Origin of the sequence: Micromonospora sp. CPM1 (assembly GCF_023896895.1) — a bacterium.
Classification (GTDB): domain Bacteria; phylum Actinomycetota; class Actinomycetes; order Mycobacteriales; family Micromonosporaceae; genus Micromonospora; species Micromonospora tulbaghiae.
In genome coordinates this window covers 228,561-242,891 of record NZ_JAMHIU010000004.1, presented here as the reverse complement: position 1 = coordinate 242,891, position 14,331 = coordinate 228,561, and the positions used below count along the sequence as shown (strand labels likewise).

The window sequence follows — 14,331 nt, the reverse complement described above, 5'->3', positions numbered from 1 at the left end:
CTGTGGCGATGGTCGACAGACGTCAGGTCATGGCCTTCCGCGTGCGCGCCCAGCAGCTCGACCGGGCCGAGGGCTCGCTGGCCGACACCGCCGTGCTCGACATCGGCGTGCAGGACACCGGCCCCGACGGCGGCCGGTGGGCGCTCGCCGCGCGCGGTGTCGACGTGGCTCCGCTGACCGGCGACGACCTGGTCCTGCTCTGGACCGTACGCGGCGCCCCGCACCTCTACCGCCGTGCCGACGTGGGCGCGGTGGCCGCCGCGGTCGAGCCGTTCTCCGACGCCGACGCGGGCAAGCGCATCTACGACGCGGCGAAGCCGTTGAAGGCGGCCCGCATCGGCATCGTCGCCGCGCTCGACGAGGTGGCCGCGCGGATGCGGGAGATCGTCCGCACGCCGACGGTCAAGGGTGAGGTCTCCGGGCGGCTCGCCGAGGTGATGCCGGAGCCCTACCTGCGGTTCTGCCGGCCGTGCGACGCGACCCACCTCTACGAGATGCCGTTCCGGCTGGCCGCCGTGCGCGCCGGCTTGGAGCTGCGGCTCGACACGTCGCCGCCGATCCTGGAACGCATCCCCCGATTCCGTCCGGCCGACGCTCCCGGCGACCGGTTCGACCTCGTCCGCGCCTACCTGCGGCTGCTCGGCCCGGCCACCCCGAAGCACGTGGCCGACTACCTCGACGCCCCGGTCCAGGAGGTCAAGGCCCGCTGGCCGCGCGACACGGTCGAGGTGAGCGTCGACGGCGAGACGCGCTGGCTGCTCGCCGCCGACGAGGCCGCGCTGGCGTCGGCCGAGACCACGACGACGCGCCTGCTCGGCCCGTTCGACCTGTTCCTCCAGGCGAAGGACCGGGCGACGCTGGTGCCGGACGCGACCCGCGTCAAGGAGCTGTGGCCGGTACTGGGCCGCCCCGGCGCGGTGCTGGCCGACGGGGAGCTGGCCGGCACGTGGCGGCCCCGCAAGTCCGGCCGGACCTTCACCGTCGCCGTTCAGCAGTGGCGCAAGCTCACCGGCAGCGCACGCGACGCGGTGGTGGCGGAGGCCGAGCGCCTCGCCGCGTACCGGGGCGTGCCGCTGGCCGGCGTCGACTTCGCCGGCTGACCGTCTACGGTGTCCGGCCGATCGCCGTCCAGGCCGAGGCGCTGACCTCCACCGGCCACCGCTCGCCGAGCAGCGACGCGCACCGGTCGCGCAACGCGGCACGCCCCGCCGCGTCGAGCCGCTGGACGTGGTCCCCGGCCGGGCCCACCCCGAGCGTGTACGGCTCCCACCACTGGTCGAAGCTCGCGAAGCTCACCTCGACGGTGAGCATGGACGACCGCACGTCCCGCAGGCCGGCGGCGGCGAACAGGTCGGCGAGGTCGCCCTCCCGCGCCCCGGCGAGCCCCGACTCGTCGTGCGCGTCCGGGTCGAGCGACCGGACCGCCTGCCAGAACACGGTCAGCGGCCCACGCCCACCGGCGTGGTCCCACACACAGGCCGCCACCACGCCGCCGGGACGGGTCACGCGGGCCATCTCCCGCAGGCCGGCGACCGGGTCCGTCATGAAGTGCACGACGAGCTGGGCGAGGGTGACGTCGAAGCCGCCGTCGGGGAACGGCAGCAGCTCCGCCGACGCCCGCCGGATGTCGACCTGGGGCAGCCGTTCCCGGGCCGCCGCGACGAACGGCGCCGACGGGTCCACAGCCGACACCGCGGCGGGCCCCAGCCGGGCGGCCAGCTCCGCCGTCAGTGCTCCGGTGCCGCAGCCGACATCGAGCGCCCGCAGCCCCGGCACGACGCCCGCCACGTCGGCGAAGCGCACCGCCAGCGGCTCGGCGAAGCGGCCCATGAAGCGGCCGTACGCGTCCGCGCCGACATCGAATCCCACCGCGCCAGGCTAGCCGCCCACTGGCACGATCACCGTCATGATTGTCTGGATCAACGGTGCGTTCGGTGTCGGCAAGACGACCACCGCGCGGCTGCTCACGAGCGCGCTGCCGGACGCGCGGCTGTTCGACCCGGAGTTCCTCGGCTCGATGCTCACCGCGTTCGTCACCTCCCCCACCGGCGACTTCCAGGACCTGCCGCTGTGGCGTCACCTCGTCGTGCAGACGGTCACCGGGCTGGACCGGCACCACGCGGGCGTCTGGATCGTGCCGATGAGCCTGCTCGACCCGGCGCACCGCGCGGAGATCCTCGGCGGCATCCGCGCCGCAGGCGTCGACGTCCGGGAGGTCGTGCTCACGCTCCCCGAGGACCGGTTGCGGGCCCGCATCGACGCCGACCAGGTCGAGGTCGGCGCGCGCGCCTGGCGGCACGACCACGTCGTCCGGGCGCTCGCCACGTTCGCGTCGGTGACCGACGCCCGTCGGATCGACGCCTCCGCCCCGCCCGAGCAGGTGGCCGACGCCGTCGCCGCGCACGTGCGCGCCGAAACTCGCTGTCAGGCTTCCGGGCACGGTGGTAGACAGCCGGGGTGACCGAACCCCTGACGTTTACCGATCGGCTGCGGCTGATCGACGACCGGGCGGCCGCGTTCCGGGACGCGGTCGCCGCCGCGCCGGACCTCGACGCGCCGGTGCCGACCTGCCCCGAATGGACGCTGTTCGACCTGGCCCGGCACATCGGCGAGGGACGCCGCTCGTGGGCGGCCACCGTCGCGGCCGGACCGGAGGCGTCCGGACGGGCCGCGCCGGACGGGCCGGGCGCGCCCCGGGAGCGCACGGCGCTGCGGGACTGGCTGGCCGAGTCCACCGAGCGGTTGCTGGTCGCGCTGCGCGACGCCGGACCCGATCGGGGTTGCTGGACGTGGTGGGACACGTCGCAGTCGCCGCAGAACTGCGGCGCCGTCGCCCGGCACCAGCTCCAGGAGATCGCGGTGCACACCTACGACGCGCAGCTCACCGTGGGCGCGCCGCAGCCGGTGCCGGTCGAGGTGGCCCTCGACGGCGTGGAGGACTTCCTGTCCACCTGCTGCGCGACCACGGTGCCGTGGCCGTACGAGCCTGCCGTCCTCGACTACCACGTCACCGAGGGCGGATGGTGGCGCGTGCGGCTCTCCCCCGACGGCGTACGGGTCACCCGCCTGCCCGCCGGAGCCGATGCGGGCCCGGCCGACACCGCCGCCAGTTCCAGCGCCGGTGATCTGGTCCTAGCCTTCTACGGCCGGATACCGCTGGACGCGCTCAGCATCGAGGGCGACCGGCGGGTACTCGACCGGATCGCGGCGTGGGACCCGGACGCGTAGGGACGACGGCCTGATCGTGGGAGGATGGCCGGCATGCCGGGTCGTGCGTTGAGCTTCGGAGCGGCCGCGCAGGCGTACGAGCGGTTCCGGCCCGGCTATCCCGAGGAACTGGCCGACCTGGTGCTGGCGTACGCGGGCCGCCCCGTCCGGACCGCCCTGGAGATCGGCGCCGGGACCGGCAAGGCCACCCGGCTGTTCGCCCGGCGCGGCATCGCGGTCACCGCCACCGACCCGGACGCCGCGATGCTCGCCGAGCTGCGCCGGCACGTGCCTGCGGACGTCCGGGTCCGGCAGGCCGCGCTCGAGCAGTTGCGCGCCGGCGAGCGGCACGACCTGGTGTACGCGGCGGCGGCGCTGCACTGGACGGACCCGGACCGGCGGTGGGAGCGGATCGCCGGGCTGCTCGCGCCCGGTGGCGTGTTCGCCTCGTTCGGCGGCCCGCTGCGGCCGGCCGACCCGGCCGTGCGCGACGCGGTGGCCGCGGCCCGGTCCGAGTTCGTCGCCGACGACGAGATCCCGTCGCCGGACGGGACGCCGCCGTCGGCCGGCATGCAGTGGCCCGGCACCGAGCTGCGCGCGTCCGAGTGGTTCGCCGACGTGCGCCAGTCGGAGATCGAGCGGCGGGTCACGATCAGCGCCGACGACTACGTCGGTCTCCTGTCGACCGTCTCGGCCTATCTCGAACTGCCGCCGCACGTACGTGAGCAGGTGTTCCGCCGCGTCCGGGACGTCCTGCCCCGCATGGTCGAGGTAACCGCCGACGTCACGGTCCACCTGGCGCGGCGGACGTCGCAGCCCTGATCACCCGGGCCAGGCGGGCCGCCAGACCGGCCCGGGCAGCGCCGGCAGGCCCGCGAAGTGGCGGATCACCGGCCGCAGCCCCGGGTGCGGGCTGGTCCGGGGCAGCATGAGGTTGATCGGGTACGCGAGCACCGGACCCGCGATCGGGATGCGGCGCAGGTCGTGGCCGGCGGGCCAGAGGTAGCGGTCCCGGGTGCCGACGAGCGTCGCCACGTCCGCCGAGTCCGCGAGCGTGTCGAGGAGCACCTCGGTGCCGAAGTTCGGCCCGGTCGCGTCCACCCACAGGTCGAAGGCGTCGGCGAGCTGCTCGTAGAACTCGCCCCACTCGCTGCCCGGCACGATGCCCGGCACGCGGAGCCGGTGTCCGCGCAGCTGGGAGGGCGTGAGCGTGCGCGCGGACGCGAGCGGATGCCGGGGCCCGGCGAGCAGTTGCAGCGGCGAGTCGAAGGCGCGGACCATCCGTACCTCGGGCGGCAGCGCGCCCGCGTCGGTGACGGTGCGGAACGCGGCGTCCACGTCGCCGGCCCGGACCGCGGCGGCGACCTGCCGGGGGTCGTCGACCCGCAGCGTCACCACGTCCAGGTCGACGCCCGGGTGCGAGCGCCAGTAGTCGTGCAGCAGGACGGCCTGCGCGCTGCGCAGGCCGAGCACGTCGATGCGCGGCGCCCGCGCGCCGGGCCGGACCGCGGCGACCGCGCGGTCCGCGCCCACGACGACGCCCCGGGCGTGCGGGAGGAACGCCCGGCCGTCGCCTGTCAGCTCGACCCCCCGGGGTGTACGGGTGAACAGGCGCACTCCCAGCTCCCGCTCCAGCGCGGCGATCCGCTTCGACACGGCCTGCTGGGTGACGCCCAGTTCGTCGGCGGCGTGCCGGAACTGCCCGAGTTCGGCCGCCCGCACGAACGACCGCACCGCCTCGCTGTCCACCGGCCCACAGTAGGCGGGTCCAGCCGATGGTTGTGGCGCGCCGGGCGGCGGTTGTTTGCTGCGGCACCCGCGTGGCCGGTCTGATGCGCGGGGCATCGGTGACGGGGGCGGGCGTGCGGAGACGGGGATCGGATTTCGGGTGGCTGTGGTCGGCCTACGCGGTGAGCACGTACGGCACCTGGCTGGCGTTCGGCGCGTTTCCGCTGATCGCGGTGCGGGTGCTGGATTCGTCGGCGTTCGCGGTGTCGCTCCTGGAGGCGGCCGGGCTCGCCGTGGCGGCGGTGCTGGCGGTCCCGCTGGGCCCGTGGGTGGCCCACCGGCCCAAGCTGCCGGTGATGGTCGCGACGGATCTGGTCCGGTTCGCGGCGCTGGCGAGCGTGCCGGCCGCGTACGCGCTCGGGGTGTTGTCCTACGGCCAGTTGCTCGTCGTCGCGGTGGTCTGCGGGACGGCCGGCATCACGTTCACCGCCGCGTCCGGGGCGTACCTGAAGAGCCTGGTCCGCGGTGACGGGCTGCTGGCGGCGAACGGGCGGTTCGAGGCGACGAGCTGGGCCGCGACGGCGGCCGGGCCGCCGCTCGGGGGCGCGCTCGTCGGGTTGCTCGGCCCGGTCGTCACCATCACCGGCGACGCCGTGAGCCACCTGCTGTCGGCGCTCGCGGTACGGCGGATCCGGGCCGGCGACACGGCGGCGCCCCGCGTCCCGGCGGGCGGCTCGCGGGCCGCCGGCCTGGGCGCGGGCTGGCGGTTCGTGCGCCGCGACCCGGTGCTGTGGCGGCTGTTCCTCAACTCGGTGCTGGTCGGCGGCCTGATCATGGCGACCGCGCCGTTGCTGGCGGTGCTCCTGCTGGGTGAGTACCGCGTGGCGGCCTGGCAGTACGGGCTGGTCTTCGGCGTCTCCGCGCTCGGCGGCGTGCTCGGCGCACGCCTGAGCCCGCGCCTCGTGCGGCGGTACGGGCGGCAGCGGGTGATGACGGTGTCCGGCTGGCTGCGGTCGATCGTTCCGCTCGGTCTCGCGTTCACCCACCCGGGGACCACCGGCCTGCTGACCGTGATCGCCGTCGAGTCGGTGCTCATCACGTGCATGGGCGTGTTCAACCCGATCTACGCGACCGAGCGCCTGCGCCGGACCCCGCAGGGGCACACCGCGCAGGTCCTGACCGCGTGGAGCGTCACCGGCCGGCTCACCCAGGCCGCGTTGATGACCGTGTGGGGCGTCCTCGCCACCGTCGTCGGCCCGCTCGCCGCGATCACCGTGTCCGGGGTGCTGCTGCTCGCCACGCCGCTGCTGCTGCCGACGCGCCGGCACACACGCGACCCGGAGCCCGCACGCCCGGCCGCTGCGGTCTCCTGAACCCGGCGGCCGGACGGTCAGGCCGACAGGTAGGCGGTCAGCCGGTCGGCGAGCGGGCCGGGACGACTGAGCGCCACCGAATGGCCGCCGTCGATCTCGTCCGGAACCACGCCGAGCCGGTCGGCGGCCACCCGGCGTTGGAAGTCGGCGGGGAAGAACTGGTCGTCGCGGCCGATGAGCACCCTCGTCGGCACGGCCGGCCAGGTGGCCAGCGGCCACGGCTCGTCCCACTCCGCGCTGACCTGCTCCCGGCCGTGCGACGGCGCCTCGGCGACGATCCCGGCCGGCACGCCGTTGTAGAACTGCTGCTCCTCGCTGACTCCTTCCGGCTCGCGGTAGCCGGTGTTGCCCCACCACTCCCCCGGCTTCTCACCGGGCCGCGGGATCATCGGGGTGAGCAGGACCAGCAGCCGCACCGGCAGCCGGTCGGCGATCAGCGGTGCGGTGAACGCGCCGTACGAGTGCCCGACCACCACGAGGTCGTCGCGGTCGCCGGCGGCGTCGACCACCGTCCGGCGGAACTCGGCGAATCCCGCCGAACGGTCCCCGATCGGCAGCTCCGGCACCACCGTGTCGTGACCCCGGGCGGCCAGCTCGGGGACCAGCAGATGCCAGTCCCACGCGCTGCCCCCGCCACCGTGGATGAGCACGAACGTCGTCATCCCCGGACCCTCCCACACCGGTACGACATGTCGTGGCCGTCAGTGCGGATACGCCCGCGGGACCCGGGTGGCCCGCAGCTCGTCGCGGAACGCCTCGATGCGGGTGACGACCTGACGCCGCCCGATCGTGTTCTCGATCCGGTCGAGGTAGAGGCAGCGGGCGGCGAGCCGGGGCAGGTCGACGGAGAAGTAGATCGCCATGAGGGGGTTCACGAACAGGTCGCCGTGGCCGGTGCGCCGGCTGAACCGTACGTCTCCGCACGCGCCGGTGGCGGCGGCGATCTGCCCCTGGACGATGCTGGGCCGGTGCGGGGTGGCGGCCTGGGCCTGCGCGACCGCCTCCCGGTAGAGCACCGCCTCCCGGCTGGAGCCCGGAATGGACAGCGCACCGAGGTAGCCGCCCTCCCGGTCGAGCGCGGCCAGGTTCTCCAGCACCTCGACGTGGTTGACGCCGTCGTGCGCATCGATGCCGAACCCGAGGCTGCTCACCAACCGGATCGGCACGTCCAGCCCGGCCACGGCGGCCAGGCTGGTGATGTCCTCCACCGGGGTGCCCAGGCCGCTCTCGTCGCCGCGCAGCAGGATGTCGGTGCCGCCGTCGACGAGCACGATCGCGTCGAGGTCGAGCCGGTCGACCAGGTGCCGGTACGCCTCGCGCAGCGGCTGCACGCCCAGCGGCGGGAAGGCGTACACGGTCGGCGGCAGGTCCCGGCCCGCCAGCCAGCGGGCCAGGTGCGCCTCCGGGAAGTACCAGTCGGGGCTGAGGGTGTCCGGCCGGATCGCCGCGACGTGCTCGTCCACCCACACCTGCCGGCCGAGCAGTTCCAGCTCCGAGAAGGAGAAGCTGGCCAGGTGCACCCGCTTGCCGGCCTGCCACAGTGCCAGCGCCAGCGGCAGGCCGGCGTACACGTCGAAGCCGCCACCGGCGCCGGCGATCAGGACGTCGCGTGCCGGGGCCAGGGCGGCGAACAACGGCGGAACGGCCAACGTGTACGCGGCGGCGTCGGTCACCAGATGATGATCTCCGGTCGCATGGCGGACCGCTGCCCCGCGGCCGCCCGGTCGAGGCGCGGCCCGGGGCCGGGACCCGCTCGTTCAGACCGGGCGGCCGAAGGTGACCGCCTCCCGGACGAGCCGTGGCGCCTTCTCCGCCAGTTGCGCGTCCGGTCGCGCGCCGAGCGCGTCGTTCACTGTGGAGAAGGCCAGCCGGAACGCGATGAGCGTGGTCGCCTCGAAGATCTCCCGGTCGCTCAGGCCGGCGTCGCGCAGGCGCTGCGTGTCGGCCTCGATGGTGGCGTTCGGGTCCGTCACGACCCGGCGGGACCAGTCGGCGAGCGCCGTCTCCCGCTCGGACAGGTCCGCCTCGTTGCCGCGCAGCACCGCCGCGGCGGTCGTCTCGTCGCTCATCCCGGCCAGCCGCGCGCCCCAGGCCAGCGCGCAGTACGAGTCGCCCCGGGCGGCGGCCGTGGCGGCGACCAGCACCGCGACCTCCCGCGAGGACAGCGTGGACTCGGACAGCAACTCGGTGCGCGTGTTCTGGAACGACATCAACACGTCCGGGCGCCAGCACCAGACGCGGGTGAGGTTGTTGACGTAGCCGTCGGCGGCGAGGTCGTCCTCGTACGCGGCTTTCGCCGCCGGGCTCTGCGGCGGTTCGGGGAGGAAGGCGGGATTCATGCGGGCAGTCTGCGCCACCCGGGCGCCCCCCACTGGCTGATCAACGACAGTACGATCCGCTGATGATCCGGGCGGTCTTCTTCGACGTGGGCGGGACGATCCTCGACGAGACCCGCGAGTTCGCGACCTGGGCGGACTGGCTGGGCGTTCCACGGCACACGTTCTCCGCCGTCTTCGGCGCGGTGATCGCCCGTGGCCTGGACTACCAGGAGGTGTTCCGGGCCTTCCGGCCCGGCTTCGATCTCACCGCCGAACTCGCGCGCCGGGTCGCGGCCGGCGACCCGGAGTCGTTCGGCGCCGACGATCTCTACCCGGACGCGCGGGCGTGCCTGGCCGCCCTGCGGGAGCAGGGACTGCGCGTCGGCCTGGCCGGCAACCAGCCGGAGCACGCCGAGGCGACGCTGCGGGCGCTGGACCTGCCGGTGGACGTGATCGGCACGTCGGCGGCCTGGGGCGTGGCGAAACCGGCGCCGGAGTTCTTCGCCCGGGTCGTCCGCGAGGGCGGCGGCGACGCGTCGGCGATCCTGTACGTCGGTGACCGGCCGGACAACGACGCCGCCCCGGCGATGGCCGCCGGCATGGCGGCGTGCCTGATCCGGCGTGGCCCGTGGGGCCACATCCTCGACATGCCGGACGTGGCCGGCCGGTGCCTGTTCCGCATCGACTCGCTGGACGAGCTGCCGGACCTGGTCGCGCGGCACAACGGCGCGGGCGGCTAGCTAGCCGAACACGGAGACCCGGGTGCGGTGGTGGCGCGGCGCCTCGATCTCGTCGACCACCGCGACCGCCAGATCGGCGTACGACAGGTGCGCCGACTCCGGGGCCTGCTCGCCGCCGAGCCGGTACCGGCCGGTGCGAGCGCCGTCCACGTCCAGCGCGGCGGGCGGGGTGAGCACGAGCCAGTCGACTGTGGTCTCCGCCGCGTGGAGCCGGTCCAGGCCGGCGGCGTGGCTGAGCGCGAACGGCCGCAGCGCGGCGGGCAGAACGGCCGGGTCGTCGTAGAGGGGCCGGCCGTGCGCGTCGGTGAGCGTGGCGAACAGGCCGATCGCCACGAGCCGCGGCACACCTGAGCGGGCCAGGCCGTGCAGGAGCGCGTCGGCCGCCCGGACAAAGAACTCCGGATCGGGGCCGGCCGCGGCGAGCGCCTCCGGCCCGGAGGCCGGGCTGACCGCGTGGACGACGGCGTCGTGCCCGTACCCGATCGAGGCGACCGCCTCCGGGTCGGTGATGTCGCCGCGTACCGCCGCGGTGAGGTCGGGATGGCGGGCGGGGTCGCGGACGACGGCTGTGACGCGGTGGCCGCGGCGGTGGGCCTCGGCGGTGACGGCGCGGCCGGCCCGGCCGCCCGCGCCGAAGACGGCGATGCTGGTCATGGCGCGACGCTAGAGCGCCGGGTGCCGGTTACCGCAACGGTACCGGCGTTACGCTCGGGCGGTGACGCCGCTCGATCCGGACATGTTCGATCCCGCCTGTCCGTCGCGGATGATGCCGTTGCAGATCGGCGACAAGTGGACCGCGATGGTGGTGCTGTGCCTGGAGCACGGGCCGCGCCGGTTCACCGAGCTGCGGGTGCCGCTGCGCACGATCACGCCGAAGGTGCTGGCCGAGACGTTGCGGGCGATGGAACGCGACGGGCTGGTCACACGCACGGCCTACGACGAGAACCCGCCGCGCGTGGAGTACGCGCTGACGCCGCTGGGCCGCAGCCTGCTGACGCTCGTCGCGGCGGCCCGGTCGTGGAGCGAGCGGCACCTGGACGAGTTGCTGGCCGCCCGCCGGTCGCACGATTCGCGGACGTCGTGACGACACCGACCGGCGCCGGGCGTTGTGCCGGCCGCCCGGTCCCCCTAGCCTCCTGTTGACGGCATCGACGGCGATCGGGGGACGCCATCAGCGGCGACGACACCGGGCGCGGCGGCCTGCGAAGGTTCGTGGCGAACGTGATGACGAACGTCCTCGCGAACCTCATCGCGGCGGCGATCATCTACGTGCTCGCCGCGGCCGCCGGGCTGCTCCCCCGCGATCCCGCGCTGATCCTCTCGGCGCTGATCCTCATCAGCCTCGCCGCTGCCATGGTGCTGCTCCTCCTCATCACCACGAACGCCTTCGCCGGCAAGGAGGACATCCTCGGCGGGGGGATGGCGATCGCCCTCGGTACGCCGATCCTCACCTCGACCGTGGTGTACGCGTTCCGGGAACGCGATCCGGCGGCGGGGATCGTGGGCGGGCTGATCGGCGCGGGGCTCGCCGGCGCAGGCGTGGCGATGCTGGTGGCCGGACGGCGGCTGCGACGGGCGGCCGACCCGTCGCCCGACCGCGACCAGCGGGCGGGCGATTCGTCGCCCGACGGCGACCAGCGGGCGGCTGAGCCGCGGGCCCGGCCGTAGCGTCGTACCCCTGGCATAGCCTTCCCGCCATGGCGAGCGAGGAGTTGGACGAGCTGATCGTGCCCGACGCGGACGCGCTGCGCGAGTGGCTGTCCGCCAACCACGACACCTCGCCGGGTGTCTGGCTGGCGCTGGGCCGCAAGGGCGGCACGATCACCACGCTGACCTGGCAGCAGGCGGTCGACGAGGCACTGTGCTTCGGCTGGATCGACGGGCAGGGCCGCAAGCGCGACCACGAGAGCTCCTGGATCCGGTACACCCCGCGCCGGGCGCGCAGCTCCTGGTCGCAGCGCAACGTCGCGCACGTGGCCCGGCTGGAGTCGGAGGGGCGGATGACGCCCGCGGGCCGGGCCGCGGTGGAGGCGGCGAAGGCGGACGGCCGGTGGGCGGCGGCCTACGCGCCGCCGTCGGAGGCCGAGGTGCCCGCCGACCTGCTCGCCGCCATCGCTGCCGAGCCCGCCGCCCAGGCCATGTTCGACGTCCTGACCAGCGCCAACAGGTTCTCGCTCATCCACCGGCTCAACGCGGTCAAGCGCGCCGAGACCCGGCAGCGCAAGATCGGGGAGTTCGTCGCCATGCTGGCCCGGCACGAGACGATCCACCCGCAGAAGGCGAAGCCGCCGACCGCTCCGTGACGTCAGGTCGTACGGCAGGTCCAGGTCGGCGGCTTCCCGGCTCACGAGTTGTCCCGCACGAACGCGCGCATGAGCGCGGCGCACTCGGCCGCGTGGGTCTCCAGCAGCAGGTGGCCGCCGTCGTAGATGTGCGCGTCCATCCGGTCCAGCGCGCGGTGGTACGCGAGCACCTCGTCCACGTCGAAGTACGCGTCGTGCCGGCCCCACAGCACGAGCGCCGGCGGCTGGTGGGCGCTGTGGTACGCGGCGATCTCGCCGAACCGGGCGACGTGGTTCGCGTAGTCGGTGAACAGCGCGAACTGCGCCTCGACGTTGCCGGGCCGGGTCAGCCGCGCCCAGTCCAGGTGCCACGCCTCGGGCGCCTGCAACCGGCGTACGTGGCCGGGCAGCCCGGCGAGGTACTGGTCCCGGGTGCCGGCGAAGGTCAGCCAGTCCGGCAGCGCGGCTCGGGTGGCCTCGCCCGGGTCGGCCCAGTACGCCCGCGCGGTGTCCCACTGCGCGCCGAGCCCGTCGGCGTGCGCGTTGCCGCTCTGCACGACGAGGCCGCGGATCCGTTCCGGGGCGCGGGTGGCCAGGTGGTATCCGACCGGCGCGCCGAAGTCGTGCAGGTAGACGAAGAAGCGGTCCACGTCGAGCCGGCCGAGGAGCCGCTCGACCGTCCACGACAGGTTCTCGAACGTGTAGTCGTACTCGGCGACAGTGGGCGACGAGGACATCCCGAAGCCGGGCAGGTCGGGCGCGAGCACGTACGCGACCTCGGCGAGGGCGGGCATGACCTCGCGGAACGTGTGCGACGAGCTGGGAAATCCGTGCAGCAGCAGCACCGCCGGGTCGCCGGGGCGTCCGGCCTCGCGGAGGAACACCTCCAGGCCGTCGACGTCGGCGTGCCGGTGGCGGATCTTCTGACTGGCGCGCATCACCTCATCCTGGCGGCCCGGGCGTGCCCGTACGGCCGATTCCGGCAGTCGCGACGACCGACGGGGGATGGCCTGGGCGTACGCTCGAACGAGCCGACGGTGGGAGGTCGTCCGCGATGATCCCGGTGCTGATCCTGTTCGGGGTTCTCCTCGGGCGCTGGTGGCGGTCGTCGCTCGCCGTCGCGGCGCTGGGCTGGCCGGCCCTGCTGGTCGCGACCGACGTGATGGACGTCGGCGCCGGACCGCTCGGCGCGGCAGTGCTCGCCGTCGTCAACACCGGCGCCGGCGTGCTGCTCCATCAGGGAGTGCGCCTGGCCGTCCGGCGGCTACGGGCGTCCTGAGTCGGGCCGGTTCGCTACCCGGTGCCGCCGGTGTTGCGGATCATCTGCCGGAGCACCTTGAGCGTGGTGACGTAGTCCGCGTCGTCGACGCCCTCGTGGATCCGGGCGCGGATCGCCGGCGCGTGCTGCTTGAGGCGGACCCGGGCGGCCTCCCCCGCCTCGGTGATCCGCAGCCGGCCGTCCGCGTCGCGGCTGAGCCAGCCGCGTTCCCGCAGCACCTCCGCCTCGGCGTCCAGGTCGTCCTCGGCCCGCAGATACGAGGCCATCGCCTGCCGCAGTTCGGGGACGGTCAGCCCGCGGCCGCCGGGCAGCAGGTCGTTCGGGGACAGGTTGCGCAGGAGCCAGAACTGGGGCTGGGTGAAACCGTGCTCGGCCTGCCGGGCGCGGGTGAAGGCGATCAGCGACTCGTACGCGACGCCCGTCCAGTAGGCGGCCGGCTGGCCCGCGAGTTCGGCGTCGGACAGGTGCGGCGTCGTCATGGTGGTCTACCTCCGGCAGTGGTCGGGTGAGCACGACGCTACGACCTCAACCGCGCTTGAGATCAAGCCTCGCGGGGCACCGCGTGGCCGCCGACGCAGGCATGATGGGGCGCATGCGGGTAGCGATGGCGACCGACGCGGGGCATCCCGGCCGTACCAATGAGGATTTCGCCGGCGCCGTCCCCTGCGGCATGGTCCTGGTCGACGGCGCCGGTGGCATCTCCGGCGCGGACGAGGTCTGCCACCACGGCATCGCCTGGTACGCGACCCGGCTCGGCGGTGCGCTGCTCGGCGCGCTGTCCGAGGATCGGAGCCTGCGCGACGTGCTGGCCGAGGGCATCGAGCGGGTCACCGACCAGCACCGCGACACCTGCGACGTCACCCACCCGATCAGCCCGTTCGCCGCAGTGGCGATGCTCCGGTTCTCCGGCGGGACCGTCGAGCACCTGGTCCTCGGCGACGCGGTCGCGCTGGTCGGCCGGGCGGTGGGCGAGCCCGTCGTCGCCCACGATCCGCGGGAGGTGGTGATCGCCCGGTCCTTCGAGGAGCGGCTGAGGGACGTGCCCGAGGGCGGCGACGAGTACCGGCGGCTGTTCATGGAGTTGCGGGCCCGGCGGAACAGCCCCGGCGGGTTCTGGGTCGCCAAGGACGACCCCCGGGTGGTGGACGAGGCCGTCACCGGCGAATGCCCGGCCGACGACGTACGCACGGCGGCGCTGCTCAGCAACGGCGCGAGCCGTCTCGTCGACACGTTCGGCCTGACCGACTGGCCGGGGCTGCTGCGCCTGTTGGAGACCGACGGCCCCGCCGAGGTGGTCCGCCGGGTGCGCGAGGCGGAGGCACGCGAGGGCGTGGCCACCGATGACGCGACGGTCATCTGCCGCACCTGACCGGCACGACAATCCGGTTGTGCTCGTGTTGACTG

General features: G+C 74.5%; 19 protein-coding genes. 11 read left to right on the top strand and 8 right to left on the bottom strand.

All coding sequences use genetic code 11. From position 1 onward, the window contains the following. The first annotated feature begins 8 nt into the window (after window positions 1-8). Window positions 9-1,100, top strand: coding sequence for a winged helix DNA-binding domain-containing protein (locus tag M8C11_RS07185; protein WP_252448913.1), 1,092 nt, complete (start codon window positions 9-11; stop codon window positions 1,098-1,100). Between the two features lie 4 nt (window positions 1,101-1,104). Here the strand turns inward: M8C11_RS07185 and M8C11_RS07180 are convergent, their stop codons facing one another. After that, window positions 1,105-1,869 carry a class I SAM-dependent methyltransferase gene (locus M8C11_RS07180; RefSeq protein WP_252448912.1) on the bottom strand — a complete coding sequence of 255 codons (765 nt, stop codon included), beginning with the start codon at window positions 1,867-1,869 and terminating at the stop codon, window positions 1,105-1,107. Window positions 1,870-1,906: 37 nt separating this feature from the next. On the opposite strand from M8C11_RS07180, the gene M8C11_RS07175 reads away from it, so the two are divergent. Genes M8C11_RS07175 through M8C11_RS07165 form a run of 3 tightly spaced genes read left to right on the top strand, consistent with a single transcriptional unit; the run spans window position 1,907 to window position 4,029 of the window. After that, window positions 1,907-2,461, top strand: coding sequence for an AAA family ATPase (locus M8C11_RS07175; RefSeq protein ID WP_252448911.1), 555 nt, complete (start codon window positions 1,907-1,909; stop codon window positions 2,459-2,461). Continuing rightward, complete coding sequence (locus tag M8C11_RS07170; protein ID WP_252448910.1) at window positions 2,458-3,228, top strand: maleylpyruvate isomerase N-terminal domain-containing protein; 771 nt, start codon at window positions 2,458-2,460, stop codon at window positions 3,226-3,228. Before M8C11_RS07175 ends, M8C11_RS07170 begins: the two co-directional genes overlap by 4 nt. Window positions 3,229-3,261: 33 nt before the next feature. Further along, the gene (locus M8C11_RS07165; RefSeq protein WP_252448909.1) at window positions 3,262-4,029 is read left to right on the top strand and encodes a trans-aconitate 2-methyltransferase; all 768 of its coding nucleotides are present in this window, start codon (window positions 3,262-3,264) and stop codon (window positions 4,027-4,029) included. Here the strand turns inward: M8C11_RS07165 and M8C11_RS07160 are convergent, their stop codons facing one another. Further along, window positions 4,030-4,956, bottom strand: coding sequence for a LysR family transcriptional regulator (locus M8C11_RS07160; protein WP_252448908.1), 927 nt, complete (start codon window positions 4,954-4,956; stop codon window positions 4,030-4,032). A gap of 83 nt (window positions 4,957-5,039) precedes the next feature. Here M8C11_RS07160 and M8C11_RS07155 point away from each other — a divergent pair, with 83 nt between their 5' ends. Further along, window positions 5,040-6,308 carry an MFS transporter gene (locus M8C11_RS07155; protein ID WP_256485589.1) on the top strand — a complete coding sequence of 423 codons (1,269 nt, stop codon included), beginning with the start codon at window positions 5,040-5,042 and terminating at the stop codon, window positions 6,306-6,308. Window positions 6,309-6,325: 17 nt separating this feature from the next. Here M8C11_RS07155 and M8C11_RS07150 read toward each other — a convergent pair whose 3' ends face one another. The 3 genes from M8C11_RS07150 to M8C11_RS07140 form a co-directional block, all read right to left on the bottom strand. Continuing rightward, entirely contained in the window at window positions 6,326-6,970 is a 645-nt protein-coding gene (locus M8C11_RS07150) for an alpha/beta fold hydrolase (RefSeq protein ID WP_252448905.1), read from the bottom strand. Window positions 6,971-7,009: 39 nt separating this feature from the next. After that, entirely contained in the window at window positions 7,010-7,981 is a 972-nt protein-coding gene (locus tag M8C11_RS07145) for a DUF1152 domain-containing protein (RefSeq protein WP_252448904.1), read from the bottom strand. Between the two features lie 84 nt (window positions 7,982-8,065). Beyond that, complete coding sequence (locus M8C11_RS07140; protein WP_252448903.1) at window positions 8,066-8,647, bottom strand: carboxymuconolactone decarboxylase family protein; 582 nt, start codon at window positions 8,645-8,647, stop codon at window positions 8,066-8,068. 62 nt (window positions 8,648-8,709) lie between these two features. Between M8C11_RS07140 and M8C11_RS07135 the strand changes: the two genes are divergently transcribed. Further along, window positions 8,710-9,366: an HAD family hydrolase gene (locus M8C11_RS07135; protein ID WP_121683968.1), complete on the top strand. Its 657-nt coding sequence runs from the start codon at window positions 8,710-8,712 to the stop codon at window positions 9,364-9,366. Here the strand turns inward: M8C11_RS07135 and M8C11_RS07130 are convergent, their stop codons facing one another. Beyond that, window positions 9,367-10,020, bottom strand: a complete 654-nt coding sequence (locus M8C11_RS07130) for an NAD(P)-dependent oxidoreductase (RefSeq protein WP_252448902.1) — start codon at window positions 10,018-10,020, stop codon at window positions 9,367-9,369. It abuts the gene before it with no gap. Between the two features lie 61 nt (window positions 10,021-10,081). Between M8C11_RS07130 and M8C11_RS07125 the strand changes: the two genes are divergently transcribed. From M8C11_RS07125 to M8C11_RS07115, 3 genes are all read left to right on the top strand, one after another. Then, window positions 10,082-10,450 (top strand): helix-turn-helix domain-containing protein, encoded by a 369-nt coding sequence (locus M8C11_RS07125; protein WP_252448900.1) that lies wholly within the window; start codon window positions 10,082-10,084, stop codon window positions 10,448-10,450. A 140-nt stretch (window positions 10,451-10,590) separates the two neighbouring features. Then, window positions 10,591-11,034: a diguanylate cyclase gene (locus tag M8C11_RS07120; RefSeq protein WP_252448898.1), complete on the top strand. Its 444-nt coding sequence runs from the start codon at window positions 10,591-10,593 to the stop codon at window positions 11,032-11,034. Between the two features lie 29 nt (window positions 11,035-11,063). Continuing rightward, entirely contained in the window at window positions 11,064-11,669 is a 606-nt protein-coding gene (locus M8C11_RS07115) for a YdeI family protein (protein WP_252448896.1), read from the top strand. Window positions 11,670-11,710: 41 nt separating this feature from the next. On the opposite strand, the gene M8C11_RS07110 is transcribed toward M8C11_RS07115, so the two are convergent. Then, window positions 11,711-12,586: an alpha/beta fold hydrolase gene (locus M8C11_RS07110; RefSeq protein ID WP_252448895.1), complete on the bottom strand. Its 876-nt coding sequence runs from the start codon at window positions 12,584-12,586 to the stop codon at window positions 11,711-11,713. Window positions 12,587-12,702: 116 nt separating this feature from the next. On the opposite strand from M8C11_RS07110, the gene M8C11_RS07105 reads away from it, so the two are divergent. Then, window positions 12,703-12,927: a hypothetical protein gene (locus M8C11_RS07105; protein WP_252448894.1), complete on the top strand. Its 225-nt coding sequence runs from the start codon at window positions 12,703-12,705 to the stop codon at window positions 12,925-12,927. Window positions 12,928-12,941: 14 nt separating this feature from the next. On the opposite strand, the gene M8C11_RS07100 is transcribed toward M8C11_RS07105, so the two are convergent. Then, entirely contained in the window at window positions 12,942-13,406 is a 465-nt protein-coding gene (locus M8C11_RS07100; RefSeq protein WP_252448893.1) for a MarR family winged helix-turn-helix transcriptional regulator, read from the bottom strand. Window positions 13,407-13,519: 113 nt separating this feature from the next. Here M8C11_RS07100 and M8C11_RS07095 point away from each other — a divergent pair, with 113 nt between their 5' ends. After that, a complete protein-coding gene (locus tag M8C11_RS07095) occupies window positions 13,520-14,296 on the top strand; it encodes a hypothetical protein (protein WP_252448891.1) in 777 nt (258 codons plus the stop codon). Window positions 14,297-14,331 lie beyond the last annotated feature (35 nt).

What these genes read in the sequence shown, in the direction of transcription:
- M8C11_RS07185 (WP_252448913.1), top strand. Translation starts at nt 9, where the DNA reads ATGGTCGACAGACGTCAGGTCATGGCCTTCCGCGTGCGCGCCCAGCAG.
- M8C11_RS07175 (WP_252448911.1), top strand. Translation starts at nt 1,907, where the DNA reads ATGATTGTCTGGATCAACGGTGCGTTCGGTGTCGGCAAGACGACCACC.
- M8C11_RS07165 (WP_252448909.1), top strand. Translation starts at nt 3,262, where the DNA reads ATGCCGGGTCGTGCGTTGAGCTTCGGAGCGGCCGCGCAGGCGTACGAG.
- M8C11_RS07155 (WP_256485589.1), top strand. Translation starts at nt 5,040, where the DNA reads ATGCGCGGGGCATCGGTGACGGGGGCGGGCGTGCGGAGACGGGGATCG.
- M8C11_RS07150 (WP_252448905.1), bottom strand. Translation starts at nt 6,970, where the DNA reads ATGACGACGTTCGTGCTCATCCACGGTGGCGGGGGCAGCGCGTGGGAC.
- M8C11_RS07140 (WP_252448903.1), bottom strand. Translation starts at nt 8,647, where the DNA reads ATGAATCCCGCCTTCCTCCCCGAACCGCCGCAGAGCCCGGCGGCGAAA.
- M8C11_RS07135 (WP_121683968.1), top strand. Translation starts at nt 8,710, where the DNA reads ATGATCCGGGCGGTCTTCTTCGACGTGGGCGGGACGATCCTCGACGAG.
- M8C11_RS07130 (WP_252448902.1), bottom strand. Translation starts at nt 10,020, where the DNA reads ATGACCAGCATCGCCGTCTTCGGCGCGGGCGGCCGGGCCGGCCGCGCC.
- M8C11_RS07120 (WP_252448898.1), top strand. Translation starts at nt 10,591, where the DNA reads ATGACGAACGTCCTCGCGAACCTCATCGCGGCGGCGATCATCTACGTG.
- M8C11_RS07115 (WP_252448896.1), top strand. Translation starts at nt 11,064, where the DNA reads ATGGCGAGCGAGGAGTTGGACGAGCTGATCGTGCCCGACGCGGACGCG.
- M8C11_RS07110 (WP_252448895.1), bottom strand. Translation starts at nt 12,586, where the DNA reads ATGCGCGCCAGTCAGAAGATCCGCCACCGGCACGCCGACGTCGACGGC.
- M8C11_RS07105 (WP_252448894.1), top strand. Translation starts at nt 12,703, where the DNA reads ATGATCCCGGTGCTGATCCTGTTCGGGGTTCTCCTCGGGCGCTGGTGG.
- M8C11_RS07100 (WP_252448893.1), bottom strand. Translation starts at nt 13,406, where the DNA reads ATGACGACGCCGCACCTGTCCGACGCCGAACTCGCGGGCCAGCCGGCC.
- M8C11_RS07095 (WP_252448891.1), top strand. Translation starts at nt 13,520, where the DNA reads ATGCGGGTAGCGATGGCGACCGACGCGGGGCATCCCGGCCGTACCAAT.